This is a genomic window from Candidatus Palauibacter soopunensis (assembly GCF_947581735.1).
GTDB lineage: Bacteria > Gemmatimonadota > Gemmatimonadetes > Palauibacterales > Palauibacteraceae > Palauibacter > Palauibacter soopunensis.
The window spans coordinates 49317-73911 of record NZ_CANPVT010000013.1 but is presented as its reverse complement, the minus strand read 5'-3'; the positions used below and the strand labels follow the sequence as shown (position 1 = coordinate 73911).

The 24595-nt window shown below is 70.7% G+C and carries 20 protein-coding genes; 11 read left to right on the top strand and 9 right to left on the bottom strand.

What is annotated here, in order from left to right:
* On the bottom strand, positions 1-1211 hold a 1211-nt coding region (locus RN901_RS06245), incomplete at its 3' end, for a glycosyltransferase N-terminal domain-containing protein (protein WP_310757059.1).
* 50 nt (positions 1212-1261) lie between these two features.
* Between RN901_RS06245 and RN901_RS06240 the strand changes: the two genes are divergently transcribed.
* The 3 genes from RN901_RS06240 to RN901_RS06230 are packed head-to-tail and all read left to right on the top strand — an operon-like array spanning position 1262 to position 3755.
* Positions 1262-2401 (top strand): DNA adenine methylase, encoded by a 1140-nt coding sequence (locus RN901_RS06240; RefSeq protein WP_310757058.1) that lies wholly within the window; start codon positions 1262-1264, stop codon positions 2399-2401.
* Positions 2398-3471, top strand: a complete 1074-nt coding sequence (locus RN901_RS06235; protein ID WP_310757056.1) for an aminopeptidase — start codon at positions 2398-2400, stop codon at positions 3469-3471. Before RN901_RS06240 ends, RN901_RS06235 begins: the two co-directional genes overlap by 4 nt.
* Positions 3468-3755: a Fe(2+)-trafficking protein gene (locus tag RN901_RS06230; RefSeq protein ID WP_310757054.1), complete on the top strand. Its 288-nt coding sequence runs from the start codon at positions 3468-3470 to the stop codon at positions 3753-3755. The genes RN901_RS06235 and RN901_RS06230 overlap by 4 nt, the downstream gene beginning before the upstream one ends.
* 48 nt (positions 3756-3803) lie before the next feature.
* Here RN901_RS06230 and leuS read toward each other — a convergent pair whose 3' ends face one another.
* Both leuS and RN901_RS06220 read right to left on the bottom strand, forming a co-directional pair.
* A complete protein-coding gene (gene leuS, locus RN901_RS06225) occupies positions 3804-6305 on the bottom strand; it encodes a leucine--tRNA ligase (protein ID WP_310757052.1) in 2502 nt (833 codons plus the stop codon).
* A 144-nt stretch (positions 6306-6449) separates the two neighbouring features.
* Positions 6450-6857, bottom strand: a complete 408-nt coding sequence (locus tag RN901_RS06220; RefSeq protein WP_310757050.1) for a DoxX family protein — start codon at positions 6855-6857, stop codon at positions 6450-6452.
* A 76-nt stretch (positions 6858-6933) separates the two neighbouring features.
* Here RN901_RS06220 and RN901_RS06215 point away from each other — a divergent pair, with 76 nt between their 5' ends.
* Entirely contained in the window at positions 6934-7599 is a 666-nt protein-coding gene (locus tag RN901_RS06215; RefSeq protein WP_310757048.1) for a hypothetical protein, read from the top strand.
* Here RN901_RS06215 and RN901_RS06210 read toward each other — a convergent pair.
* Positions 7596-8468 carry a cation diffusion facilitator family transporter gene (locus RN901_RS06210; protein WP_310757046.1) on the bottom strand — a complete coding sequence of 291 codons (873 nt, stop codon included), beginning with the start codon at positions 8466-8468 and terminating at the stop codon, positions 7596-7598. The genes RN901_RS06215 and RN901_RS06210 overlap by 4 nt on opposite strands.
* A gap of 10 nt (positions 8469-8478) precedes the next feature.
* Positions 8479-8787, bottom strand: a complete 309-nt coding sequence (locus RN901_RS06205) for a hypothetical protein (protein WP_310757044.1) — start codon at positions 8785-8787, stop codon at positions 8479-8481.
* Between the two features lie 165 nt (positions 8788-8952).
* On the opposite strand from RN901_RS06205, the gene acs reads away from it, so the two are divergent.
* The 3 genes from acs to RN901_RS06190 all read left to right on the top strand — a co-directional run bounded on the left by acs (position 8953) and on the right by RN901_RS06190 (position 13101).
* On the top strand, positions 8953-10938 hold the full coding sequence (gene acs / locus RN901_RS06200; RefSeq protein ID WP_310757042.1) for an acetate--CoA ligase: 1986 nt from the start codon (positions 8953-8955) through the stop codon (positions 10936-10938).
* 47 nt (positions 10939-10985) lie between these two features.
* Positions 10986-12221: an MFS transporter gene (locus tag RN901_RS06195; RefSeq protein WP_310757040.1), complete on the top strand. Its 1236-nt coding sequence runs from the start codon at positions 10986-10988 to the stop codon at positions 12219-12221.
* 88 nt (positions 12222-12309) lie between these two features.
* Positions 12310-13101 carry a DUF1080 domain-containing protein gene (locus RN901_RS06190; protein WP_310757038.1) on the top strand — a complete coding sequence of 264 codons (792 nt, stop codon included), beginning with the start codon at positions 12310-12312 and terminating at the stop codon, positions 13099-13101.
* Between the two features lie 24 nt (positions 13102-13125).
* Here the strand turns inward: RN901_RS06190 and RN901_RS06185 are convergent, their stop codons facing one another.
* Positions 13126-14448: a glutamate-5-semialdehyde dehydrogenase gene (locus tag RN901_RS06185; RefSeq protein ID WP_310757037.1), complete on the bottom strand. Its 1323-nt coding sequence runs from the start codon at positions 14446-14448 to the stop codon at positions 13126-13128.
* Positions 14448-15617 carry a glutamate 5-kinase gene (proB, locus tag RN901_RS06180; protein WP_310757035.1) on the bottom strand — a complete coding sequence of 390 codons (1170 nt, stop codon included), beginning with the start codon at positions 15615-15617 and terminating at the stop codon, positions 14448-14450. Before proB ends, RN901_RS06185 begins: the two co-directional genes overlap by 1 nt.
* A 201-nt stretch (positions 15618-15818) precedes the next feature.
* Between proB and RN901_RS06175 the strand changes: the two genes are divergently transcribed.
* Positions 15819-16709, top strand: coding sequence for a 5'-3' exonuclease H3TH domain-containing protein (locus RN901_RS06175; RefSeq protein WP_310757033.1), 891 nt, complete (start codon positions 15819-15821; stop codon positions 16707-16709).
* Here RN901_RS06175 and RN901_RS06170 read toward each other — a convergent pair.
* Entirely contained in the window at positions 16706-18247 is a 1542-nt protein-coding gene (locus tag RN901_RS06170; protein WP_310757031.1) for a serine hydrolase, read from the bottom strand. The genes RN901_RS06175 and RN901_RS06170 overlap by 4 nt on opposite strands.
* A gap of 115 nt (positions 18248-18362) precedes the next feature.
* Positions 18363-20729, bottom strand: coding sequence for a DPP IV N-terminal domain-containing protein (locus tag RN901_RS06165; RefSeq protein ID WP_310757029.1), 2367 nt, complete (start codon positions 20727-20729; stop codon positions 18363-18365).
* Positions 20730-20915: 186 nt separating this feature from the next.
* Between RN901_RS06165 and RN901_RS06160 the strand changes: the two genes are divergently transcribed.
* The 3 genes from RN901_RS06160 to RN901_RS06150 are packed head-to-tail and all read left to right on the top strand — an operon-like array spanning position 20916 to position 24588.
* The gene (locus RN901_RS06160; protein ID WP_310757027.1) at positions 20916-22394 is read left to right on the top strand and encodes an MFS transporter; all 1479 of its coding nucleotides are present in this window, start codon (positions 20916-20918) and stop codon (positions 22392-22394) included.
* Positions 22391-23587 (top strand): Gfo/Idh/MocA family oxidoreductase, encoded by a 1197-nt coding sequence (locus RN901_RS06155; protein WP_310757025.1) that lies wholly within the window; start codon positions 22391-22393, stop codon positions 23585-23587. The genes RN901_RS06160 and RN901_RS06155 overlap by 4 nt, the downstream gene beginning before the upstream one ends.
* The gene (locus tag RN901_RS06150) at positions 23584-24588 is read left to right on the top strand and encodes a sugar phosphate isomerase/epimerase (RefSeq protein WP_310757023.1); all 1005 of its coding nucleotides are present in this window, start codon (positions 23584-23586) and stop codon (positions 24586-24588) included. Before RN901_RS06155 ends, RN901_RS06150 begins: the two co-directional genes overlap by 4 nt.
* Positions 24589-24595 lie beyond the last annotated feature (7 nt).

Sequence of the window (24595 nt, the reverse complement as noted above, 5' to 3'; positions counted from 1 at the left end):
TAGATGTGTATATGCGAGAGGTCGGCGAGCGCGCCGGCGGGGGAGAGGAGCCGGCGGCGGGCCGAGGGGTGGGCGCGGGCGTCGGCCCGGTCGTGGCGCGGGCCGAAGACGACGGGCAGCCCGGCCGCGGCGGGCTCGAGCACGTTGTGGAGCCCGGTGCCCCCGAGGCCGCCGCCGACATAGGCCACGTCGCCCGCCGCGTACAGCTCCGCGAGCCGGCCGACCTCGTCGAAGACGACGACGGAGGCGTCGGGTTCGGCGGCGGAATCGCCGATCTCGCTCCAGCGGATGACGCGTTCCCCGCGGGCCGTGCACGACGCGACGAGGGCGTCGACGTGCGCGGCGGTCGGCTCGTGCGGCGCGATCACGAACTGCCAGCCCGGGCCGCCATCCCGTCGCACGGCCGCCGCGGCATCGAGCAGTGCGCGTTCGTCGGCAGGCCACGTCGAGCCGGCGACGAGGCGCGGGGCCGCACCGTCCGCGGCTCCCAACACGGCGCGGAAAGACGCCGCCGAACCGTCCGCGCGAGCGCGGTCCGCCCGTTCGAGCGCCAGGTCGAACGCCGCGTCTCCTGTTACCGCCAGCACTCCCGGCCGGACGCCGAGCGCTTCGAGTCGCCGCGCGTCCGCCGGGGTCGCGGCGCCGACCGCGTCCAGCCGCGCATACGATGCGCGGAAGAGCCGGCGGGCGAGGGCGCCCGAGCGCCGGCTCCCGTCGCGGACGGTGCCGTTGATGAGCGCGGCGGGCACGCCGGCCCGTGCGGCCGCAGCCACGAGCCCGGGCCAGACGTCCAGCTTCGCGAACAGGAGCAGGCCGGGCCGCACGGCGGCGAGCGCCGCATCGCAGTCGAGCGCGCGGTCGAGCGGCGGCGGGCCCGAATGATCCGGATCCAGCCACGCGAGCGCCGCGCGGCCCGACGGCGAGCCGTGCGTGACGACGAGTTGCGCCCGCGCGCCGGGGCGCGGTCGGGACCGGGAGCCGCGCAGACGCCGGATCGCCGGCGCCGCACCGAGCAGTTCGCCGGCGGAAGCGCCGTGCAGCCACACGAGCGGTCCGGGCTCCCGGCCCCGTCCCCAGGCGGCCAGTTCCGCGGTGGCGCGCCGGCGGGCCGCCACCGCCTGCGCGATGTCCGGTCGGGTGCGCCGAAGCAGGGGCGCCGCAGCGAGCGCGACGCCAGCGGCCGCCGCCGTGAGGCGCGCCCCGGCGTTCACGACCGCGCCCCGGAGCTTTTCGCCCGCATCCCGTCTCCATATTCTCCCGCGTGCGCTATCTCGGGAACAAAACGAAGCTCGTGCCCTTCCTGCTGGAAGCGGTGGATCGGTTCCAGGCGGCACCCGGCGTCGCATGCGACCCGTTCGCCGGCACCGCCAGCGTGTCCGCGGCGCTCAAGGAGCAAGGCTGGCAGGTCCATGCGGGCGACCTCATGGCGTCGTCCTACGCCCTCCAGGTCGCACGAGTCCAGCTCGACGCGCCCCCGCGGTATCCCGCCTCGCTCCTCCCGGCGGCGGCCCGCAACGGGAAGCGGGAGATCGGCTACCGCACCGTGCTCGAGGGACTGGTCGAATTCGATGATCCGGACGGTATCGACGGCGTCGGCGATCACCAGGACGGGGGGCGTCCGGCCCGCGGGTTCATCTCGGAGCACTACACGAGCGACGGCACCGCCGGCCGCGAGCACGGACGCATGTACTTCTCCCCCGAAAACGGACGGAAGATCGATCGTGTCCGGACGCGGATCGAACGCTGGACGCGCGGGGCCTCGCACAGCGAAGCCGCGGCCCAACTTCTGATCGCGACGCTCATCGAGGCCGCCGACCGGGTCGCGAACACCACGGGCGTATACGCCTCCTTCGTGAAGACGATGCAGCCGAACGCCCTGCGCCCGCTCGAACTCCGCCCCATCGAACCGACCCCGCGCCGGGAAGGGGCCGGCGCCTGCAGCGCGTTTCGCGGACCCGCCGCCCGTCTGCTGGAATCCGTCGGTCCCGTCGATCTCGTCTATCTCGACCCCCCTTACAACGGCCGGCAGTATCCCGCGTATTATCACATCCCCGAACTCCTCGCGCTCGGCTGGGCCACGCCGCCAGAGATTCGGGGGAAGGCGGGACTCATACCCGACGAAGCGCAGCGCTCGGACTGGTGCCGGAAGCACCGGGCTCCGGACGCGCTGCGGGAGGTGCTGGAGGCCGCGGACGGACGCCACATCCTGTTCAGCTACAACGACGAGGGGCATCTGGACCGAGCCGCCATCGAAGACGCGCTGCGCGAACGCGGCCTGCCCGACACGTACGAGTTCCACGACCGGCCCTACCGCCGCTACCGGAGCGACGCCGATGGCCCCCAGCGGAGCTACCTGCGCGACGACGTGCGCGAACACCTCCACTACGTGAGGTGCGCGTGAGCACCGCGCGCCCGGGGAGCGCCCGCCTCCCGATTTCCCGCGCGCGCGCCGCGCTCGTCCTGATCCTGGTGTGCGCGGGCGGCTGCTCCCCGGCGTACGTCCTGCGCGCCGGCTGGGAGGAAGCCCGCATCCTCTCGGCGCGCCGCCCCATCCGGGCCGTGATCCACGACACGACCGTGGCCCGCGAGACCCGCGACAAGCTGCGGCTCGTCCTCGACGCGAGAGACTTCGCGGAACGCGACCTGAAGCTGCGCGCGGGGGCGAGCTACGAGTCCTTCGCGCAACTCAACCGCGATACGCTGGTCCTGAACGTGCTCGCCGCCCCGGAGTTCGCCCTGCGCTGGAAGACGTGGTGGTTCCCCATCGTCGGCCACCTTCCCTACAAGGGATACTTCGACTTCGACGACGCCCGCGCGGAGGCCGCCAGCCTGGCGGAGGAAGGCTATGACGTCTCGCTCCGGCCGGTCTCCGCCTTCTCGACGCTGGGCTGGTTCCCCGACCCCATCATGTCGACGACGCTGCGGCTCGACAGCCTGGGGCTCGTCGAGACCGTGATCCACGAGATCACGCACAGCACGTACTTCCCCACGGGTCAGGCGGATTTCAACGAGAGCTTCGCGAATTTCGTCGGGCACCGCGGCGCGATCGAGTTCTTCTGCGAGGCGGTGGCGGACGAGAGTGCCTGCCAACGGGCGCGGTGGAGATGGGAGGACACGCGCGTATTCGGTCACTTCTTCCACTCCATTCTCGCGCCGCTGGAAGAGGTGTACGCGTCCACGCTGCCGGACGACGCGAAGCGGGCGGCCAAGCGCGAGGTGTTCGAGGCGGCGGCCCGGCGCTTCGACACGGAGTACAAGCCGCGGCTGCACGCGCGGTACGCCTCGATCGACCCGGACGGTCTCGACAACGCGTGGATCATCTCGCGCCTCCTCTATTACACGAGGCTGGATGACTTCGAGCGCGTGTACGAGTCGCACGGCGCGCTGGTGCCCGCCGTCGAAGCGCTGATGCGGGAGGCCGCGGGCGGCGACCCGTGGGAGGCCCTGACGCGGCTTCTGGGTTCGAGATGACGGAACCGTTCGCCTGCGTGCGCTGCGACCGCGACGACCAGGGCCGGATCGATCGCGTCCCGTTCCCGAGCGAACTCGGCGAGCGGATCGTGGCCGAGATCTGCGCCGCCTGCTGGGAAGAGTGGAAGGAGCGGCAGATGCTCCTCATCAACCACTACGGGCTCAAGCTCCACGAATCCGCGGCGCGCGAGTTTCTCTACAAGAACCTCCGGATTCACCTCTTCGGCGAGGAGGGCACCGCCGCTTCGATCGACACCGGCGAGGAAGGGTCCGTCGAGTGGTAGGGGGCAGGTGACGGACTCCCTGGCGTCTGGCTCGACGCGGACGCCGCGCTAGGAGACGACGAGGTTGAGCATGCGGTCCGGGACGTGGATCACCTTGCGGATCGCGACCCCGTCGAGGCGCCGGATCACGTTCGCCTCGGCCAGCGCCGCCTCGCGCACGACGTCTTCCGGGGCTCCGCGCGCGACCCGGATCGTCGCCCGCAGCCGGCCGTTCACCTGCACCGGAAGTTCGACCTCGTCGACCACCAGCCTGCTCTCGTCCCAGGCCGGCCACTCGGCGTGATCGAAGATGCTGGACTCGCCCCCCAGCCGGGCCCACAACTCCTCGGCGATGTGGGGCGCGACCGGCGCGATCATGATCACGAGCGGCCGCACCTCATCGATCGAGGCCGTGCGCCCGCCGGAGCGCAGCGTGTTCAGGTAGTCCATCGCGGCGGCGATCGCCGTATTGTAGCTCAGCGCCTCGAGGTCCTCCGAGATCTGCCGGATCGTGGCGTGCAGCGCCCGCTCCACGTCGGCGTCGTCGAACCCCGTGCGCCCCGCCTCGGCCGCGGCCGTCACGCTGTCCCACACCTTCTTCAGGAAGCGCTCGGGCCCGGCGAGGCCGCTGTCGCGGAAATCCCCGCCCCGCTGGAAGGGGCCGAGGAACATCAGGTACATGCGGAACGTGTCCGCGCCGAACCGCGCGATGTACTCGTCCGGAAGGATCACGTTGCCGCGCGACTTCGAGATCTTGGCGCCGTCCCTGATGAGGAGGCCGTGTTTGCGGAAGCGGTCGTACGGCTCCTCGAACTCGAGGTGCCCGAGGTCGTGCAGCACCATCGTGAGGAAGCGGGAGTAGAGGAGGTGGAGGACGGAGTGTTCCTCGCCTCCGATGTAGCTGCTGACGGGTAGCCACTCCCGCGTCCGCGCGGAGTCGAACGGACGGTCGTCGAACTCGGTCGAGGGATAGCGCAGGAAGTACCAGCCCGAATCGAGGAAGGTGTCGGAGACGTCGGTCTCGCGCCGGGCCTCGGCGCCACACGCCGGACACGCCGCCGCGTGGAACGCCGGGTCGCGCGCGAGCGGACTCACGCCCGTCGCCGTGGGGCGGAAATCCTCGACGAAGGGAAGGACGACGGGGAGGTCCTCCTCCGGCACCGCCTGCGGGCCGCAGTCGTCGCAGTAGATGATGGGGATCGGCGGCCCCCAGTACCGCTGCCGGGAGATGCACCAGTCGTGGAGCCGGTAGTTGACCTCCGCCGCCGCGAATCCGCGCTCCGCCAGCCACTCGGTGATCGCGCGCCCGCCCGCGTCGGCCTCCATGCCGCTGAAACGTCCGGAGTTCACGAGAATCTCATCGGCGGTGTGCTCGACGAAGGCGGCCTCCGCCTCGGCTCCCCCGACATCCGCCGGATCCGCGCCCTCCGGGAGCGCCGCGCGGGAGCACACGACCTGGGCGACGCCCAACCCGAACTGGCGCGCGAAATCGAAGTCCCGCTGATCGTGCCCGGGCACGGCCATGATCGCGCCGGTGCCGTAGTCCATGAGGACGTAGTCGGCGACCCACACGGGAATGTCCTCTCCCGTGGCCGGGTTCCGCGCGTACCCGCCCGTGAACACGCCGGTCTTCTCGCGCTCGTCCGTTTTCTGCCGTTCCACGAGGTCGATCGCCGCGGCCGCGCGCACGTAGGCCTCCACGTCGGCGCGCCGCTCGTCCGTCGTGAGCCTCTCGACGAGGGGATGCTCCGGCGCCAGCACCATGAACGTCGCGCCGAAGAGCGTGTCGGGGCGCGTCGTGAACACCTCGATCCGATCCGAGTCCTCAGTGCCCGAGGCGTCCGCGGCGGCCGCCCCCCCCGCAACGCCCGAGAGCGGGAAGTGCAGCCGCGCGCCCTCGGAGCGGCCGATCCAGTTGCGCTGGGCCGTCTTCGTGGTTTCGGACCAGTCGATCCAGTCCAGGTTGTCGAGCAGACGCTGCGCGTAGTCCGTGATCCGGAAGAACCACTGGCTCAGCATGCGCTGTTCGACCGCGGTGTCGCACCGCTCGCAGAGGCCGGCGATGACCTGTTCGTTCGCGAGGACCGTCTGGTCCTTCGGGCACCAGTTGACCGCGGCCTCCTTCTTCTCGGCCAGGCCCGCCTTGAAGAGCTGGATGAAGATCCACTGCGTCCACTTGTAGTAGCGCGGATCCGTCGTATCGACCGTGCGGGACCAGTCCGCCATGAGACCCGCCGCCCTCAGCATCCGTTCGAAGTTCCGGATGTTCGAGGGGATCAACTCCATCGGGTGCGTGTCGACCTTGAGCGCGTGGTTCTCCGAGTGGATACCGAACGCGTCGTATCCGATGGGCTCGAAGACGTCATCGCCCAGCAGGCGTCGGAAACGCCCGTAAATGTCGGCCCCCGTGAAGGCGTACAGGTTCCCGACATGGAGCCCCTCGGCCGACGGATACGGATACATCATGAGGTTGAAGAACGGACGCTCGGCAGCGTCGAGGTCGGGCTCGTTCGTCCCGTTCTCCTCCCACCAGTCCTGCCATCGGGATTCGATGGCGCTCGGGTCGTACATGGGTCGCGGGTCCGCTCCGTCTACGGGATCACGCCGGGGAGATGCACCAGCAGCGCGTGGCAAAAGCCGAGACGGCGGCACCCTGCGGCGGCCGCCGTCCGGCCGCACAAGATGGGGCCGGAACGGCGACCGAACAACTTGAGGCTACTCCTCCCGGCCGGGGCCGGGGACCATGTGGTCCAGGCTGAACTTCCCGTTGCCCGTCGTCCACAGGAAGAGGAAGATGGCGCAGTACAGGATGGCGAGTTCTCCGCCGTTCACGATCGGCCAGAACTCCATGTCGCGCGCGAAGAAGTGGCGCCACCAGTACACGACCGCGAAGTGCCCCGTGAGGATGAAGGCGACCCACCGCGTCCGGACCCCGAGAATGATGAGGATCGGCAGGAAGAACTCGATGAGTCCCGCGATGCCGCGCGGCCACGCGAACCAGGACTCGACGGCGGTCGCGCCGAACATTCCGAGGAGCTTCTGGGCTCCGTGCTGCCACAGCATGAGGCCGGCGGTGACCCGGAGCACGGCGTGGGTGGTTTCCTTCGAGACGGGTGCATTCATGACGCCTCCCATTAAGGGGGGCCCCGGCGTCCGCGCCGCTTGCAGGCCCGGAAGTGCCGCCGTAGCCTTGCGACCCATGATGCCGGTTGATTCTCCGCGCGCACAAGACGGGGAGTTCGAGGGCGAGATCCCCGTTCACATTCCGCTCGCCCTCCTGCTGACCCTCAGGGACCTCGACACGCCCGAAGATCCGCGGGAACTCGAGGAAATGGACCTCTCCCTGAACCTGCGCCGGCGGCTGGGGCTGTCGAGTGTCGTGCTCAAGCAGATTCGCCGCTACGAGGAGGATGGCGGGGATGTGCGCGCCGCCGAAGTCGCGAGCCTGTTCGAACTCGTCGCGAAACGGATCGATGCTCCGGAGATCTTCGCCGCCACGGGACGCCGGGTCACGCATGAGGCGTTCGGCCGCGGCGCACGCCTGACCCTGCGCTTCGGCTGGCGGCTGATCCCTTCCGGTCTCCGCCGGATCCTCGCCTGGGGGCGAGTGAAGAAAATCGCCCGCCGTCTGAGCCCCACCTCGAAGATCCGGATTGCGAAGGGGATGAACGGGCTCGTGATCGAACGCGGACTCCCGGTGCTGGCCACAGCCGATAAGGGGGGACGCGGCTGCGAAATCCTGTCGGGGATCGTCGACGAGTCGTTCCGCACGTATCGGGGAGGGGAGGGCGGCGTCTCGCACCCACAGTGCGAAGCCACGGGGGCGGATCACTGCCTCTGGGTCGTTGAGCCGACTCCGGGCTAATCGTGCGGTTCGACGTGCACGGTCACGTCGGTGAATCCGATCTGGGCCGCGACCTTCCGCTCCACTTCATCGGCGATTTCGTGGGCGCTGACCACCGTTTCGCCGGGGGCGACCCGGATCGTGAGTTCCGCGAAGCGCCCGACCGACTTGCCGCGCGAACGAACCCCCGTCACGGCGCGCACGCCGGGCACCGCGCTCGCCACGCCTTCGATCTCCCGCGGATCGACGGCCCGTTCGTCGACGAGGACGGGGATGGTCTCGCGGAAGATCTTGTATCCGGAGCGCGCCACGACGAGCGCCACGGCGAGGGCGAGCCACGCATCGGCCGGGGCCCAGCCGGTCCACTCGGTGACCGCAAGCCCGACCAGCACTCCGGCCGTAACCAGGACGTCGGACGCGGTGTGCCGCGCGTCGGCCGCGAGGATCTCGCTCGACAACCTCCGGCTCGCCCGCGCTTCGCCCAGCGCGACCGCCCCGTTCACGACGAGCGCCGCGGCGAGCACGCCCATCATCACGGGTTCGATATCCGGGGGAGCCCCGCCTCGAATCAGGCGGTCGAGCGCGCTCTGCACGAGTTCGAAGCAGGTGACGGAGAGGAACGCCGCCACGGCGAGCGCCGCGAGCGTCTCGAACTTGCCGTGTCCGTAGGGATGCTCGGCGTCCGGCGGGGCGGCCGCGAGGCGCATCGCGGCGAGACCCACGACGTTGTTGATCGCATCGACACCCGAGTGGGCCGCGTCGCCCAGCACGGCGATCGATCCCGTACGCAGCCCCACGAGCAACTTCGCCGCGATCACCGCCACGTTCGCGAGCAGGACCCACAGGAGAATGCGGCGCACCCGTGCGTTGCGGTCGGCCGGCGAAGTCACCGCCCCGGACTCATCGCCTGAAGCGACGCCCCCGGCTGAAGTCCGGTTTCGACGAGTACCGCTCGGGCTCCTCCCCCTCGTCTTCTCCCTCTTCGGCTTCCGTATCCCGCATCACCGCGTCGAAGCGGCTCGCACGGGCGCGCTGCCGGCCTTCCAGCAGCCAGCGCCAGGGCGACGTGCGCGGCGCCCTTCCCGTCGGCGCGTACTTGTCGTAGAGCCCGGGAGAGCCGAGCCCCACCCAGATGCCGAAGGCGAGGGCGAGGAGGGCGCCCAGGGATCCGGCGATGATCAGGATCAGGGCCAGCGTGTCTTCGGTCATCAAACTCCGTGCTTCGTCGCAACGGGGCGCCGGGTTCTTGCCTGCGCCGCCGGGCGTCGTCTACTGTCACGCCGTGCGGCCCCCGGCCGGCCCGCTAAATGGTGCCCCCGGCGGCTCCGTGACAAGCGCGCCCGTCCGTTTCTGCCCTCCGATTCGAGCGATTCCATGACCGAACAGCACCGGGAGATCGACGTCCTGCTGGACGAACAGAGGATTTTCGAGCCGCCGGCACACTTCGTCGCGGCCGCCCACGTAGGCGATCGTGGCCCCTACGACGAGGCCGACCGGGACCGCGAGGCGTACTGGGAGGCGTGGGCGCGCCGGCTCGACTGGTTCACGCCCTGGGACACGGTGCTGGAGTGGGACCCTCCCTTCTCGAAGTGGTTCCTCGGCGGCACGCTCAACGCCGCGCACAACTGCCTCGACCGCCACCTCGAAGCGCGGGGCTCGAAGACGGCGCTCATCTGGGAGGGCGAGCCGGGAGACGTACGCCGCTATACGTACCGCGAACTGCACGATGAGGTGTGCCGCTTCGCGAACGCGCTCAAGGGGCTCGGCATCGGTAAGGGCGACCGGGTCGCGATCTATCTCCCCATGGTCCCGGAGGCCGCCGTCGCCATGCTCGCCTGCGCGCGCATCGGGGCCCCGCATTCCGTCGTCTTCGGAGGCTTCTCGCCGCAGTCCCTTCGCGATCGGATCGAGGACGCCCACGCCACGTGCGTGATCACGGCGGACGGGGGATATCGCCGCGGCGGGATCATCCCTCTCAAGGCGAGCACGGACACCGCGATCGAGGGTCTCGACTACGTGAAGAGCGTCGTCGTCGTCCAGCGCTCCGCCGTGACCGACCCTGAGGCCGCGCCCCACGGAGACGGGGTCGACACGCCGTCGTGCGACATGACCGAAGGCCGGGACCACTGGTACCACGAGTTGATCGCCGCGGCGGACGCCGATTGCCCCGCCGAGCCGATGGATTCGGAGGACCTGCTCTACATCCTCTACACCTCCGGGACGACGGGGAAGCCGAAGGGCGTGATGCACACGACCGGCGGCTACATGACGCAGGTGACCGCGACGTCGAAGTGGGTGTTCGACCTCCGGGAGGACGACATCTACTGGTGCACGGCGGACGTGGGGTGGGTCACGGGCCACTCCTACATCGTCTACGGCCCGCTCTCGAACGGCGCGACGGTGGTGATGTACGAGGGGTCGCCCGACTGGCCGGACCGGGGCCGCTTCTGGGATCTGTGCGAGAACTACGCCGTGACCGTGTTCTACACGGCGCCGACGGCGATCCGCGCCTTCATGAGGTGGGGGGACGACTGGCCGGCGGGCTACGACCTCTCGAAGCTCCGGTTGCTCGGGACGGTGGGCGAACCCATCAACCCCGAGGCGTGGGTCTGGTACGACCGCCACATCGGCGGCGGCCGCTGCCCGATCGTCGACACGTGGTGGCAGACGGAGACGGGCGGAATCATGATCACGCCGCTCCCGGGGGCGATCACCACGAAGCCGGGGACGGCGACGGTTCCCTTCCCCGGCATCGAGGCGGCGATCCTCGACGAGGAGGGGAATCCGGCGGAGTCCGGCTACCTCGCGATCACGTCGCCGTGGCCGGGGATGCTGCGGGGGATCTGGGGTGACGAGGAGCGCTACCGCGAGACGTACTGGTCGAAGTGGCCCGACATCTACTTCCCCGGCGACGGGGCGCGGGTGGACGACGACGGCTACTACTGGATCATGGGCCGCGTGGACGACGTGCTGAACGTGGCCGGGCACCGGATCGGGACCATGGAGGTGGAGTCCGCGCTGGTCGACCACGAGGCGGTGGCGGAGGCTGCGGTCGTGGGGCGTTCGGACGAGATCAAGGGACAGGCGGTGGCCGCGTTCGTGAGCGTGGTGGAGGGGACGGAGACCTCCGAGGCGCTGCGCCAGGAACTGCGGGGGCACGTGGCGGCGCAGATCGGCGCGATCGCGCGGCCGGCCGACCTCATCTTCGCCGCCGAGCTGCCGAAGACGCGGAGCGGGAAGATCATGCGGCGCCTCCTGCGCGACGTGGCGGAGGGACGGGCGCTGGGCGACACGACGACGCTCGCGGACCCCGCCGTGGTGCGAAGCCTGCAGCAGAAATTCGCCGACCGCGAGGGGTAACCCGGAGGACTGACTACGCTATCGCCCGCCCGCAGCCGCCGACGCTCATGACCCCGCGCTCGCCGGACACCGGTGCGCGGGCAGCGGGACAGCTCGCGCTGCTTGCGCTGGTCGATCTGCTCGCGATGAGCCTCTGGTTCTCGGCCAGCGCGGTCGTGCCGGAGCTGCGCGAGGCGTGGGGGCTCGACGACTCCGGGGCAGCCTGGCTCACGACCTCCGTTCAACTTGGCTTCGCCACGGGCGCGGTCCTCTCGGCGCTGCTCACGCTCTCCGACGTGTGGGACCCGCGCCGGCTCATCGCCGGGTCCGCCCTCCTCGGCGCGGCGGCCACCGCCGCGATCGCCGTGTTCGCGGACGGGCTCGCCCTCACCGTCTTCCTCCGGTTCGTGACGGGGGTAGCCCTCGCGGGCGTCTATCCGCCCGGGATGAAAATGGTCGCCGGGTGGTTCCGCGCCGGGCGCGGAATGGCGATCGGAGTCCTCATCGGCGCCCTCGCCGTCGGGAGCGCGATGCCCCATCTGCTCCGGCCGCTCGGAGGGATCGGCGCCTGGCGGCCCGTACTCCTGCTCGCCTCGGGCTTTGCGATCGTGGCGGCACTGCTCGCCGCGGCGGGGCTCCGCGCGGGCCCCCACCAGGCGCCGGCCGCGCCCTTCGATCCCCGCGCCGTGCGGCGCATGTTCGCCGACCGCGCGACGATGCTCGCCAACGGCGGCTATTTCGGGCACATGTGGGAACTCTTCGCCATGTGGACGTGGATCCCCGCCTTCCTGGCGGCGAGTTTCGCGGCGGACCCGAACGCGCGCACGACCCCCTCCCTCGCCTCGTACCTGGCTTTCGGGACGATCGCCGCCGGAGGGCTGGGCGCGGCCGCGGCCGGCGTGCTCGCGGACCGCGTGGGGCGGACGGCCGTGACGAGTTGGAGCATGGTAGTGAGCGGCGCCTGCTGTCTCGTCATCGGGCCCCTGTTCGGTGGCCCCATCTGGCCGATCGCGGCGGTCTGCCTCGTGTGGGGGTTCGCGATCGTCGCCGACTCCGCGCAGTTCTCCGCCTGTGTGAGCGAACTCGCCGAACCGGAGTACGTGGGCACCGCGCTCACGCTGCAGACGGCGATCGGCTTCCTGCTCACGATCGCCACGATCCGCCTCATCCCGGTGTGGGAGTCATGGTTCGGCTGGGAGTGGGCCTTCGCGCCCCTCGCCATCGGCCCGGCCCTCGGCACCTGGAGCATGCTCGCTCTCCGCCGCCGCCCCGAGGCCGCCCGCATCGCCGGCGGCCGCCGCTAGGAGACGGACGTCCGCGGTTGTGGCCGTCAAGCGCCGGATCTACCGTGAGACCAGCCGCCCGACTCTGACCCGAAACCGGAGTGCAGACGTGAAGCGACGTATCGATTCGTTCAAGCTGTCGTCCCCGGCGAAATGGGCCCTCGTGATCTTCGGGACGGGCGCCGTGTCGGGGTGCGGGCAGGCGGAGGCCGGGTCAGGGACGGAGGGAGCCGTCGCCGAGGACGATGACGTCGAGACGCAGGCGGCCGCCAACCAACTCTCCGCGGCGGAGGTCGCCGACGGCTTCGAACTCCTCTTCGACGGGGAGTCGCTCGACGCGTGGCGGGGGTTCCGGATGGACGGCGTCCCCGCGGGCTGGAGCGCGAAGGAGGGCGCGCTCGCCTTCACGCCCGGTGTCGGAGGCGGGACGCTCATCACGCGCGACACCTACACGGACTTCGACCTGCGCCTCGAGTGGAGGGTCGGCGAGGGCGGCAACAGCGGGATCTTCTTCGGCATCTCCGAGAACACCGAGCGCGCGTTCGAATCGGGCCCGGAAATGCAGGTCCTCGACAACGCGGGGCACTACGACGGCGGCAATCCGCTCACGTCGGCGGGGTCGAACTACGGCCTGCACGCGCCTCCCGGGGACGTCTCGAACCCGGCCGGCGAGTGGAACGAGGCGCGGATCGTCCGCCACGGCAACCAGGTCGTCCACTGGCTGAACGGCGTCCAGGTCGTCGAGTACGAGATCGGTTCCACCGAATGGGAGGCGCTGGTGGCGGGGAGCAAGTTCGTGGAGTGGCCCGACTACGGCCGGCACCACGAGGGCCACCTCGGCGTCCAGGACCACGGCGACCCCGTCTGGTACCGCAACATCCGCGTCCGCCGCATCCAGTAGCGGCCGGACCGGCCCCCTCCGTCGTCAGCCGTTCGCGTCCAGGGGTCGGTGCGTGAAGCTGCGCTTGCCGGGGCCGTAGTCCGCGGCACCCTGCCCCTCGCCGCGCAGCAGCCAGCGCGTCGTGAGGAGGCCTTCGACGCCGACCGGCCCACGGGCGTGGATGCGGGCCGTGCTGATCCCCACCTCCGCCCCGAGCCCATAGCGGAATCCGTCCGCGAAGCGGGTGCTCGCGTTGTGGAACACGCTCGCCGCGTCCACGGCCTTCAGGAACCGTTCGGCGACGGCCGGGTCCTCGGCCACGATCGCGTCCGTGTGGCTGCTCCCGTACGCGTGAATGAAGTCGACGGCCTCCTCGAGACCGGCCACGGTCCGCACCGCCAGCGTGAGGTCGCCGAACTCGAGTCCCCAGTCCTCCTCGGAGGCAGCCTCGGCCCACGGCAGGACCCGGCGCGAGGATTCGTCGCAGCGAAGTTCGACGCCGCGTTTGCGGAGCGCCTCTCCGACCGGTCCCAGCCGCGGCAGGAAGGCCTCGTGCACGAGCAGCGTCTCGGTCGCGTTGCACGCGGCGGGATAGTCGCACTTCCCATCCACGGCCAGCCGTAGAGCCATCTCCGGATCCGCCGATGCGTCCACGTACAGGTGGCACACGCCCTCCGCGTGCCCCAGCACCGGGATCCGGCTGCGCTCCTGGATCGAGCGGACCAGCGCCCCCGACCCCCGCGGGATCACGAGATCGATGAGGTCGTCGAGCGCGAGCAGTTCGTCGACGTCCCGCCGGTCCGGGACGCCGAGGACGCCCCGGGGATCGAGACCCGCCTCCTCCAGCGCCCGCTGCAGGCAGCCGACGAGCACCTCGTTCGAGCGGGCCGCCTCGCGACCGCCCTTCATGATGACGCCGTTCCCGGAGCGGATGGCGAGGGACCCGATCTGAATCACCGCGTCGGGCCGGCTCTCGAAGATGATGAGCAGGACGCCGAGCGGGCTGCGCACACGCTCGAGGACGAGACCGTCATCCAGTTCCGTGCGCGTGAGGACGCGGTCGATCGGGTCCTCGCCCTCGACCAGCGCGTCGATCCCCTCGAGCAGGCTCTCGAGCTTGGCATCGGGGAGCCCCAGCCGGTGGAGGAGGGATCCGGAAAGCCCTTCCTCCGCCGCGCGCGCCAGGTCCTCGTCGTTCGCCCGCGAGATCTCGGCCCGCGAGCGGATCAACACGGCTTTCAGCGCGCGCAGCGCCGCCGTCCGGCGCTCCGCCGGGGCACTACCGATGGTGCGCTGCGCCGTCCGTACTCCGGCCGCCCGCTCCCTCAGCGTTTCCGTCGCTTCCCGCTTCAATGTAGTTGCTTCCATCAGGATTCCTTGAGGATGATATGCTCCCGTCCCACGACCTGGACGCCCGCACCCGCCCGGTGGGAGATCGCCTGAAGGACGAGCCGCGAGTCCAGCGCGACGACGCCCCGGCCGACCAGGGATCCATCGGGCGCACGAACCTCGACCACATCGCCTCGCCGGAACGCGCCCTCCGCCCGCGCGACGTCCGCGGCTCTCAACGACTCGCCGCCCTGGAGACGTTCGGCCCCGCCCTCCGCCACGACCAGCGTCCCGCGCGGGTGTGAACAGTAGGCGATCCAGCGGCTGCGCGAAGAGAGGGCGGCGCGAGGCGGGATCCACGTCCCCTCCTCCTCGCCGGCCAGCACGCGGTCGAGCGCGCCCGGATCGACCCCCGACGCGATGACGGTGTGGCAGCCGCCGCGTGAAGCGACCCGGGCCGCCTCCAGCTTGCTCGCCATCCCGCCCCGGCCGAGCCCGGAGCGCCCGTCCACGTCGAGCCCGTGCTCATCGGGCCGGTCGATCCGGCCGACGAGCCGCGCCTCCGGGTCGCGCCTGGGATCCGCCGTCATGACCCCGGGCACATCCGTGAGAAGCACGATCAGGTCGGCCGCCAGTTCGCTCGCGACCAGCGCTCCCAGTCGGTCGTTGTCGTCGAAGATCGGCCGCTTTCCCGTCCCCCGGTACACGCGATCGTTCAGCGAGATCGCGTCGTTCTCGTTCACGACGGGGACGACGCCGAGCCGGAAGAGACTCTGGAGCGTCTCGTGCAGATTCAGGTAGCGGACCCGGTCATCGAAGTCCGTCCACGTGATGAGGATCTGCGCGCAGGTGACGCCGAGCCGGGCGAACCCCTGCTGGTAGAGTTCCATGAGCCGGCTCTGGCCGATGGCGGCGCACGTCTGCTTGAGTTCGGCCGTCTCGGGTGGCTCGGGAAGCTGGAGGGCAACGCGTCCCAGGCCTACCGCTCCCGAAGTCACGATGAGGACCTCCCGGCCCTCCCGCCGCAGACGGCTCGCGCTCTCCACGACGCGGAAGAGGCGAGAGAGGGCGATCGTCCCATCGTCGTGCGTGACGACGCCCGTCCCCACCTTGAGGACGACCCGGTCGGCCGTCGCGATCGCCTCGCGCGTGACCGTCGGCGCGGGAGCGTCGCCCGCGGGGGTCGAAATTGGCTGGAGCTGGCTCACGTCGAACGCCTCACAGCGGGACCGGGACCCACGGCCGGCCGCGGGGCCGGCGGAAGGCCACCAAAGGTACACGGGCGCCCCCCCGGCACCAGTCCCCGGAGCGGGCCGTTGCACACCGCGCTCCGACGCACGACGCTTCGAAGGCGGGAGCGGGACGGGGCGGGGCGTCGCCGCGGGGCGTCAGCGGAAGGCGGAGTTCGCGTGCAGGTCCACCTCATCGACGGTACTTACGAGTTGTTCCGGCACTTCTACGGAGCGCCCTCGGCGAAGAACGCCGGGGGCCACGAGGTCGGGGCCGCGCGCGGGGTCGTGGCTTCGATGTTCGGCCTCCTCGAGGGCGGCGCCACGCACGTCGCGATCGCCACGGACCGCGTCATCGAGTCCTTCCGCAACGACCTGTGGCCCGGCTACAAGGACGGCTCGGGCATCGATCCGGCGCTCTACTCGCAGTTCCCGCTCGTCGAGGAGGCGCTCGCCTCTGCGGGGTTCGTCGTGTGGCCGATGGTGGAGCACGAGGCGGACGATGGGATGGCCGCCGGCGCCGCGATGGCCGCCGCGGACCCGCGCGTGGAGCGCGTCTACATCTGCACGCCGGACAAGGACCTCGCCCAGTGCGTGGAAGGCGACCGCATCGTGCAGTTCGACCGCCGGCAGCGGCTGCTGCGCGACGAGGCCGGGGTCATCGAGAAATTCGGCGTCCCTCCGGCCGCGATCCCCGACTGGCTGGCCCTCGTGGGCGATTCCGCGGACGGCTTCCCCGGCATTCGCGGCTTCGGCGCCAAGACGGCGGCGGCGGTACTCGCGCGCTATGGCCGCATCGAGGACATCCCCCCGGACGGACGAGACTGGGACGTCTCCGTGCGCGGCCCCGAACGCCTCGCTCAGACGCTGCGCAACGGGTTGGACGACGCGCTCCTCTTCCGCCGCCTCGCGACGCTCGTCCGCGACGCCCCGGTCTCAGCGAGCGTCGATGACCTCGAATGGACGGGCCCCCGCGACGACTTCGACCTCGTCGCCACGATCCTCGACGCCCCGGACCTGGCCCCCCGCGCGCAGCGCATCGCGGCGGCCCTCCGGGAGTCGCCGGGCTAGTCGCCGATCGGGGGGACGGCCTCCATCAGGAGGGCGATCGCGGCTCGCAGGTTCTCTCCGCCCGGCCCCTGGCCCGTGTACTTGCCGAGGCGCGTGATGACGAGGCCGCGCGCGGGGATGAACACGGTGTACTGGCCGCCGGCGCCCGCGAAGGCGCCGTAGTCGTCCTCGATCGGGAAGCCGAGGTCCTTCCACACGAAGCCGCCGCCGTAGACCGGCCGTCCGTCCGTGACCCAGGCCGGGGCGACCTCCATCGCGTAGTCGACGTAGCCCTCGGGGAGGATGCGCTCGCCCTCCCACACGCCGTCCTGCAGGTAGAGATTGCCGAGCCGCGCCCAGTCGCGCGCCGAGCCGAACTCGTAGCCCTGCGTGAGGAAGTTCCCGTTCGGGTCCGTCTCCATGATGAAGTTCCGGATCCCGAGCTTGTCGAACAGGTTGCGCTGCGGGAAGGCGTGATAGTCGTCGCCGCGGCCCTCGACGCCGAGGCGGACCAGGTAGTTCGTCAGCGCCGGGTCGGTGTTCCGGTACCGTCCCACCGTGTTCGGCTCCCACTGCTGCGGGCGGGTGGCGGCCCACTCGAAGGCGTTCTCTCCCGTGTAGAGATAGAGGTGGTCGGGATACCCCATCTCTTCCGTATAATCCGGGTCCTGCGGCGCGACGATCCGGATCCCGCTCGACATGCGCATGATGTCGGCGATGCGGATGTTCTTCCTCTCATCGTCCTGCCATTCCGGGATCGGAGCGCGCTGCCACAGGCCGTATACGCCCTGCTGGATCAGGACGGCCATCATCGTCCCGGTGAGCGACTTCCCCTTCGACCAGCTCTCGAACGGGGTGTGCATGTCGACGCCGGGGCCGTAGCCCTCGCCGATGATCCTCCCCTGGTAGGTGACGACGAAGCCGAGCGTCATCCCCTCCTGGTCCATCGCGATCTGGACCGCCTCCCCGACCTTCTCCATGTCGATCTCGGGCGGATACGGCTCGTCCGGGAGCACGTCCCCCATGGGCCACGGCGTGGTGGCCGGATCCGGGGTCATGGGCTCGACCACGGAGGGCGTGAAGTAGATCGAGTCACGGCCCAGAGGCTGCGTGATGCAGCCCTGGCTGCCGTACAGCTTGGCCGTGCGCGTGATCCCCGAGCCGAGGGTGAGGCTCACGGTCTGCGCCTCCATGTCGACGACGGTGTCGACGACCGCGCCGCGGTGCTGGAAGGGCGCCGTGAAGCCGCCCACGTTCGCCGCCGCGTCGCGCCAGTCGAGTCCGGTGATGAACGTCCCGGAGCAGAGCGTCTTCGCGAAGCCCGCCGTGTGGTGCACGATGGGCTCGCCCGGGGGCGGATCCCACTCGGTCGGAAGCTCGAGCGCTTCCCCGCGCGCGATCAGGCTCTCGTCGGAGCCGTCGCCGGGCGGGACCTCCTGCGTAGACCCCGTGGCCTCGTCGCCGCCGTCCTCCGGCGCGCAGGCCAGAAGGCCGAACAGGGAGATGGAAAGCGCACAGGAGAGGTGCGTCACGAACGTTCGATCGGGGGCGCGGCGCATGGAGTCCTCCGGATAGGGGTCGGCGCTGTCCGGCTGAACGTGCGGCGGACGAGGGAGGCTGACAAGCGGGTCGCCCGGCCCCTCGGCGGAGGCCGGGCGTTCCCGCGGGAACGTGCTACGGCTGCACGATCCTGTAGTCGACGGGCGGCCGGGCGCCCATGAGGTGTTCGACGAAGTAGTCCCAGGTGCGCCGGATGAGGTACGGCTCGCGCGCGTAGCCGTGGTTGCGGTTCGGGAACACGAGCATGTCGAACGTCTTGTTCGCCTCGATGAGGGCGTCGGCCACGAGCAGCGTCATGTTCGGGTGCACGTTGTCGTCGAGCGACCCGTAATGGAGCAGCAGCTTCCCCTTCAGGTTCGAGGCGATGTTCTGGTTCGCCTGCGAGTCGAAGCTGTCCGTCCCGTCCGGGTAGCGCTCCAGCAGCCCCTGGTATTTCTCACCCCACGGAAAGTGGTAGCCCCGCTGGTCGTGATTCCCCGCCCCCGACACGGCGACCTTGAAGAAGTCGGGGAAGCTCAGGATGGCGTCCGTCGAGGAGAAACCGCCGCCGGAGTGGCCGAAGATCCCCACCCGGTCGATGTCGATGGGGTAGCGGAGCGCCAACGCCTTGAGCGCCGACACGTGATCGGGGATCCCGTTGTCCCGCATGTTTCCGTAGTAGCTCTCGTGGAACGCCTTGGAGCGGTACGGCGTGCCCATGGCGTCGACCGCGAAGGTGATGAACCCGAGTTGCGCGAGCGCGTGGCCCTGGCCGCGCGGCCCCGTCGTGAAGCCCGGGGAGCGGATGGGACCGATCTGAGGTCCCGGATAGATGTAGTCGATGACGGGATAGACCTTGCCGTCTTCCATGTTCGCCGGCAGCCAGAGGAAGCCGTACACGTCGGTCACCCCGTCCCGGGCCTTGGCGGAGAACCGCACCGGGGGCTCCCAGCCGGCCTCGAGGAGCGGGCCGATATCAGCCTCTTCGACCGTCATCACGGCACGGCCCGAGCGGTCGCGGAGGACCGTGACGGGGGCCGTCGCGCGCGTGGAGTAGGTGTCCACGAAGTGGCGGCCGTCGGGCGAGACGGTGACGGCGTGGTGCATGTCCTCGGGTGAAAGGAGCGTCACGCCTCCGCCGTCGAGCGAGGCCCGGTAGAGGTGGTGCTGGTAGGGGTCGCGTCCGGGCTCGCGGCCCACGGCGGTGAAATAGACCTGCCGCGCGTCCTCGTCGACGGCCAGGAGCTGGACGACGAGCCAGGACCCCTGCGTGATCCTGTTCTTCATCTCCCCGGTGGCGAGGTCGTGCAGGTAGAGGTGCCCCCAGCCCTCGCGCTCGGAGAACCAGACGAACTCGCGCCCATTGTCGAGCACGCGCCAGTTGTACGGCGTGCGGAGCTGGTTCAGTTCCACCCACGTATCCCCGCTCTCGACGATCACCTTGCGGGCCGCGCCGGTTTCCGCGTCGACCTCGACCAGCGTCTGATTCTTGAAGTCGCGCGAGTGGTGCGAGAACCAGACGCGGCCGCCGTCCGGCGACCACTGGGTGGCGTGCCAGGTCGTGTCCGCGCTGCCGAAGTAGCCGGGCACGGGATCGTAGTCGGCCTTCACCGAGGCGCCGGTCTGGGCGTCGAACACGTACAACTCCCACGTCGGGACGATGGAGTCGCCGGGGAGCGCGTAACGGTAGCTGTGGAGGACCGGGCGACCGGTGGCCGTTTCGAGCAGGTGCAGCGATTCGACCTCCTGCTCGTTGTAGCGGTGCGTGGCGATGCGGCGTCCGTCCGGCGACCACTCGGCTACAGGCGGCGGCTTGAACCCCCTGCGACGGTTCGAGATCTCCGAGCAGCAACCCTCGGGCGCGACGCCGTAGCCCCAGTGCGGCTCGCCATCGGTCGAGAGCTGGCGTTCCTCGTCGGTGTCGGTGTCCCGCACCCACAGGTTCTCGTCACGGGAGAAGACGGCGCGGCCGCCGCCGGAGTACTCGATCTCGTGCGTGGCCTGCGCGACCGAGTCCGGGCCGGTGCAGCGGTAGGCGCCGACGTCGCAGTCCCAGCGCTCGTACGTGTCCGTCCAGAAGCGGATCCCGCCGGAGTCGTTGAATTCGAACTCGTCGAAGGGGAGGTCCGTCGCCTCGTGGCTCCGGTCGGAGGCCTCGGAGAGCGCGGCCGCGAGCCGGTCGTGGTCGAAGGCGGGCGCCCGGGTGCGGGCCGCTGCGTCGACCATGATGAACTCGTGGCCTCCGAACACCTGGTTCCGATACCAGAAGCGGTTCGCGTCGACCCAGCGCGGGGCGACCGTCGCGCCGGAGGTGAGCTTCTCCGCGTTCCAGAAGAGAAACTGTTCCGCGCGTGCGTATTCGCTCGCCGTCACCGCGTCGGGGGCGTGGGGCCGCGACTGGGCGTGAGCTGCTGGTGGCGCGGCAGCGAGCGCGATCGCGGCGAAGGCGGCAAGAACGGCGAGCGCGAGGGATGATGGGGCCGAGATCGAGAGGCGTTTCACGGGATCCTCCTGGGTTTCCTGGCTGGCAGCCCGCGGCAAAGGCCCTGCCGCGAGCCGTTGGGAACAGAATAGATCGAAGCGTTCGCCCGCCGGTAGGGTCGCGGGGTTCGCGGGAGTCGCCGCGCCGTTGCGGACGGCGACGAGGCGGCGCTAGCGTGCCCGCCGACCCCATCCGAGGAGTTTTCCGTGAATGCGACCTCGCCCGCCGTCCGTCCGCGGCGGCTCTTCCTCGCCAGTTGCGTGTCGCTGATCGCGACCTCCGTCACCTTCGCGGTTGTCGGCGCGGTCATGCTTACGCTGAAGAGCGAATTCACGCTCACGAACTACGAGGTCGGTCTCATCGGCGGGGCTGCGATCTGGGGCTTCGCGGTGTCGCAGGTCCTCTTCGCGCCCTTCTGCGATACGCTGGGGATGCGCCGCCTGCTCCGACTCGCCTTCGCGTGCCATCTCCTCGGGGCGCTCGTCCTGATCACGGCCGGCGGCTTCTGGCAGGCGTTCAGCGGAGCGTTGACGCTGGCGCTGGGGAACGGACTCGTCGAGGCCGCCTGCAACCCGCTGGTGGCGGCGCTCTATCCGGACCGGAAGACGGTCAAGCTGAACCAGTTCCACGTCTGGTTCCCGGGCGGGATCGTGATCGGCTCCGTGCTCGCCTTCGGCCTCGAATCGGTGGGGCTCACCGCGTGGCAGCTGAAGATCGGCCTCATCCTCATCCCCACCCTCATCTACGGCCACCTGATGTGGCGGGAGGAGTTTCCGCCGACGGAGGGCGTGCGCGCCGGAGTCGGCATGATGGAGATGTTCAGGGCCACGTTCATGACGCCACTGATGCTCCTGATGCTGTTCTGCATGGCGATCACGGCCTCGACGGAACTGGGGCCGAACCGGTGGGTGCCGCCGGTGCTCGAGGCGGGCGGGATTCCGGGGATCCTCGTGCTGGCATGGATCAACGGCCTGATGGCGGTGCTCCGCTACAAGGCGGGGTTCGCGGTGGAGCGGCTGTCGCCACCGGGGGTGCTGGCAGCCAGCGCGGCGGTCTCCGTCGTGGGACTGCTATGGCTCAGCTACGCGGAGACGACGGCGATGGCGTTCGCCTCAGCGACCGTGTTTGCGGTGGGCGTGTGCTACTTCTGGCCGACAATGCTCGGCTTCGTGTCTGAGCGGGTGCCGCGTTCCGGCGCCCTCGGGCTGGGGATGATGGGGGCGACGGGGATGGCGGTCGTCGGGCTGTGGACGACGCCGTGGATGGGAAGGATCGCCGACGAGGTGGGGCACGAGCGGCTTCCGGCGGTCGAGACGCGGGCGCTCTTCGCCGATGCGGCGGCGGCCTTCGCGGGAGCTGACGAGAGCACCGCGCCGGATCTGGCGGCGGCGGGCGAAGCGGTGGGCGAGGCGCTCGCGGGGGTGGGGCCGGACGGCGCGCTACCGGAGTCGGTCACGGCGAACGCGCTGCGGGCGATCATCAACTCCGGGGGGGATGAGGCGCTGGCGGAGCGAGCCAACGCCATTCTCGGACCGGCGGACAACTACGGGGGACGGGTCTCGTTCCGGTACATCCTTCCGTTCACGGGAGCGCTCATCCTCATCTTCGGTTTCCTCTATTCGCGCGACCGGCGGGCCGGCGGATACCGGGCCGTCCGGATCGGGACGGAGTCGGGCGACGGATGACGCGCCGTCTCAGCTACGGCATGGTCGGGGGCGGGCCGGGCGCCTTCATCGGCGACGTGCACCGGATGGCGGCGGAACTCGACGGTCTGGCGCGGATCGCGGCCGGCGCCTTCTCGTCGGACGCGGAGCGGTCGGCGGCCAAGGGGGCCGAGATCGGGCTGGACGCGGATCGCGTGTACGGCAGCTACGGCGAGATGGCGGCGGCCGAAGCGGCGCGCGTCGGAGACGACAGGCTGGACTTCGTGATCGTCGTCACCCCGAACCACCTCCACTTCGATGTCTCGCGGACTCTCCTCCAGGCGGGCTTCCACGTCGTGTGCGACAAGCCGTTGACGACGGACCTCGGAGACGCGGAGGCGCTGTGCCGGCTCGTGGCGGCGGGGGATCGCGTGTTCGCCCTCACGCACAACTACGGCGGCTATCCGATGGTCAAGGACGCGCGCCACCTCGTCCGCGGTGGGACGCTGGGGGAGATCCGCCGCATTCAACTCGAGTACTTCCAGGGGTGGCTGGCGACGCCGCTGGAGGAGACGGGACACCCGCAGGCGGTGTGGCGCACCGATCCGGCGCGGGCGGGGGTGGCCGGGGCGCTGGGAGACATTGGGACGCATGCGCACCACCTGGCCCGCTACGTGACGGGGCTGGAGGTCGAGGCGCTGTGTGGCGAGCTGACGACGTTTGTGCCCGGGCGGCGCCTCGAGGACGACGCGAGCCTGCTCATGCGGTGGAGTGGCGGGGTGCGGGGGACGCTCACGGTGTCGCAGGTCGCGGCGGGCGAGGAGAACGGGCTCGCAATCCGCGTGTTCGGGAGCGAGGGCTCGATCGCCTGGCGGCACGACGACGCGGAGACGCTGTGGCACCGGACGCCGGACGGGCAAGCGCGGGCCCGGCGGCGGGGGCACGGCTGGATCTCGCCCGAGGCCGCGCGGGCGTCGCGGGTCCCGCCGGGGCATCCCGAGGGGTTCATCGAGGGGTTCGGGAACCTGTACCGTAACGTGATCTCGACCATCGGAGCGCTCGACGAAGGACGGACGCCGGACGGGGCGGAGCTCGACTTCCCCACGGTATGGGACGGGGCGCGCGGGGTTCATTTCCTCGAGCGGGCGGTGGAGAGCGGGCGGCGCGGCGCGTGGGTGGACGCGCGCTACGAACCGCCGGGAGAGCCGGCGGAGCCCGGGGAGTCGACGCGATGAGTGCACGACCGATCACGTTGTTCACCGGCCAGTGGGCGGACATGCCGCTCGCGACGCTCGCCGAAAAAGCGGCCGCGTGGGGCTACGACGGGCTGGAGCTGGCCTGCTGGGGGGACCACTTCGACGTGGTGCGGGCGACGGAGGAGGACGGCTACGCGGCCGAGCAGCGGGACCTGTTGGCGGCCCACGGCCTCGAGGTACACGCGATCGCCAACCACCTCGTCGGCCAGGCCGTGTGCGACCCGATCGACGCCCGCCACCAGCTCATTCTGCCCGAGCGCGTGTGGGGGGACGGCGACCCCGAGGGCGTGCGGCGGCGGGCCGCGGCGGAAATGAGCCGGTCGGCGGCTGCGGCGGCCGCCCTCGGCGTCCCGGTCGTGAACGGCTTCACCGGCAGCTCGATCTGGGCAGCCGCCTACGCCTTCCCCCCGCACCCGCCCGGCTTCGTGGAGGCCGGCTTCGCCGACTTCGCGGACCGCTGGACTCCGATCCTCGACGCCTTCGACGCGGCGGGCGTGAAGTTCGCCCTCGAGGTGCACCCGACGGAGATCGCCTTCGACGCCGCGAGCGCGGCGCGGGCCGTGGAGGCCGTGGCGGGGCACGCCGCGTTCGGCTTCAACTACGACCCCAGCCACCTCGCCTACCAGGGCGTGGACTACGTCGGCTTCATCCTCGAGTTCGGCGACCGCATTCACCACGCGCACATGAAGGACGTGTGGTGGTCCGATACCCCGCGCCGCTCCGGCGCCTTCGGCGGCCACCTCGACTTCGGGCACACGAACCGCGGCTGGGACTTCCGCTCCATCGGGCGCGGGCGCGTGGACTTCGAGGAGGTCCTGCGCGCCCTCGACCGGGTCGGCTACGACGGCCCCCTCTCGATCGAGTGGGAGGACAGCGGCATGGACCGCGAGCACGGCGCCCGCGAAGCGTGCGAACGGCTCCGCGCCATGACCTTCCCCCCCTCCGCCACCGCCTTCGACGCCGCCTTCTCCGAGGACTGATCTCAAC

Excerpts from the sequence above, each read along its gene's own strand:
- RN901_RS06230 (WP_310757054.1), top strand. The coding sequence starts at position 3,468 with ATGACGGAACCGTTCGCCTGCGTGCGCTGCGACCGCGACGACCAGGGC.
- leuS (WP_310757052.1), bottom strand. The coding sequence starts at position 6,305 with ATGTACGACCCGAGCGCCATCGAATCCCGATGGCAGGACTGGTGGGAG.
- RN901_RS06220 (WP_310757050.1), bottom strand. The coding sequence starts at position 6,857 with ATGAATGCACCCGTCTCGAAGGAAACCACCCACGCCGTGCTCCGGGTC.
- RN901_RS06215 (WP_310757048.1), top strand. The coding sequence starts at position 6,934 with ATGATGCCGGTTGATTCTCCGCGCGCACAAGACGGGGAGTTCGAGGGC.
- RN901_RS06205 (WP_310757044.1), bottom strand. The coding sequence starts at position 8,787 with ATGACCGAAGACACGCTGGCCCTGATCCTGATCATCGCCGGATCCCTG.
- acs (WP_310757042.1), top strand. The coding sequence starts at position 8,953 with ATGACCGAACAGCACCGGGAGATCGACGTCCTGCTGGACGAACAGAGG.
- RN901_RS06195 (WP_310757040.1), top strand. The coding sequence starts at position 10,986 with ATGACCCCGCGCTCGCCGGACACCGGTGCGCGGGCAGCGGGACAGCTC.
- RN901_RS06185 (WP_310757037.1), bottom strand. The coding sequence starts at position 14,448 with ATGGAAGCAACTACATTGAAGCGGGAAGCGACGGAAACGCTGAGGGAG.
- RN901_RS06170 (WP_310757031.1), bottom strand. The coding sequence starts at position 18,247 with ATGCGCCGCGCCCCCGATCGAACGTTCGTGACGCACCTCTCCTGTGCG.
- RN901_RS06155 (WP_310757025.1), top strand. The coding sequence starts at position 22,391 with ATGACGCGCCGTCTCAGCTACGGCATGGTCGGGGGCGGGCCGGGCGCC.
- RN901_RS06150 (WP_310757023.1), top strand. The coding sequence starts at position 23,584 with ATGAGTGCACGACCGATCACGTTGTTCACCGGCCAGTGGGCGGACATG.